The 1,528-nt window shown below is 30.8% G+C and carries 1 protein-coding gene; it reads right to left on the minus strand.

Annotated features, from left to right (window positions below):
- Positions 1–86 precede the first annotated feature (86 nt).
- A complete protein-coding gene (locus tag ACOSP6_RS00030) occupies positions 87–941 on the minus strand; it encodes a hypothetical protein (protein ID WP_422092459.1) in 855 nt (284 codons plus the stop codon).
- Positions 942–1,528 lie beyond the last annotated feature (587 nt).

Raw genomic sequence — 1,528 nt, forward strand, 5'->3', positions numbered from 1 at the left:
CGAGTTCTTTTCCGATGTTTCGGAAAGATAATTAATAGGTTAGAACTTCCGGTGAGGTCCCGAAGCTTCGGGACAGCCGCAATTAATTATACACCCTGTTGTAGCCAGTATTTTTTCCTTAAACTACTTAATTTAACCTTGTTCTTACACTTGTTGTTCTCAAAGTCAGAATAGAATTCATCTTGGAATAATTTCAGATTATCCCAATTCGAAAAACTCTGATAGTCCTTGTTTGAATAATAATTTTTACTAACTTTTAATTGTCCAATTTTTTCAAATTCCGTTTCCGATTTTTTGAAATGTTGAGCATAATACCAACTAATTTGTTCCTTTTGTTTAAAGTCTTTATTTATTTGTTGTTCAAGCCTAAATAATAGTTTTGCATTCTTAAAATCCTTTTCAGTTGGCTTTTTCGATTGTTTTATGTCAGTAACAACCACTAAATTCAGTCCGAATTCTGTTTCTTTTTCCGATTCTAATACGAAAACACCGCAATAATCTCCATCACTCAATTTGAAAACCAAACAATCTCCTTTTTCAAAAATCGCATTTCGTGATTTTTTTACTTTTCGTTTGCGTGCTGACTTTTTTTCGGTTGATATTTTATTTAAAAAATCGTCTAAGACTTTTTTCCTTTTAGTCAAATCGGATTTAGAAGAGCCAAGTTCTTTCCACAATTCAATATCCTTTCCAGATTCGACAATATCTTTAATTCGATTAAGAACTTTTGGGTCAAGTGATTTACATTCCCATTGAGATTTTGCGATTGTTATCCAAAAATTATTTTGATCTTCGTACGAATCAATCAGTTCCGTATTTTCCTGAATTAACTTTTCGGTAATCGCAGATACGTCAATTCCTTGATTGTATAATTCAAAGAATTCATAGTTAATATCTTCGTAAATATCATTAGAAGAAATTCCAGTTCCCCAAGTTCCCATAGGCGTTTCTTATATTGGCTACAACGTATTTGTGTATGAAAAGTTGCGATAATTTTAGTAGCAATTTTTCATTCATTTTTCATTCATTTTTCATGATTTAAAATTAGTTATAATTTTTGATTTATATATAATGCAGCTATTTTTTATGCACCATGTTAGCTAATGTTGGAGAACACTAGCCAAAGTTTAATGCGATTTGAAAATTTTATACTGAAAGCAAACGAGTCAGAATGCAAATACTAGCGTTTACAAAAAGGAGCAATTTTTAGCCAATAGATTAGAAATAATTACAAGTCTTGATTGCATTTAGTTTGCGTGATTTGAGTTTTGTATAAAGCCTTTTTTTAGAAAAAGAACGGGACAGAACGTTAAGCGAGAATTGGCTAAAACTCAAAGAGGTTCTTTCATAAAGTTAAAAATAAGCGGACTTATCGGAATCAAGCAAAAGCGTATCAAACAGAAACTAAGAACCGACAATCAAAAAGGAGAGAAGCTGGTAAAAAAGCCAAAGTATAAAACGTTTAGTTCTCTAAAAAAAGGATAAAACTGGAATTACTATTAAAAACCAAAATTTTAAACTGACATTC

The organism is Tenacibaculum sp. MEBiC06402, from assembly GCF_049239625.1.
In the GTDB taxonomy this organism is placed as follows: Bacteria; Bacteroidota; Bacteroidia; order Flavobacteriales; family Flavobacteriaceae; genus Polaribacter.

Coding starts and splice junctions, on each gene's coding strand:
- ACOSP6_RS00030 (WP_422092459.1), bottom strand. CDS start 941: ATGGGAACTTGGGGAACTGGAATTTCTTCTAATGATATTTACGAAGAT.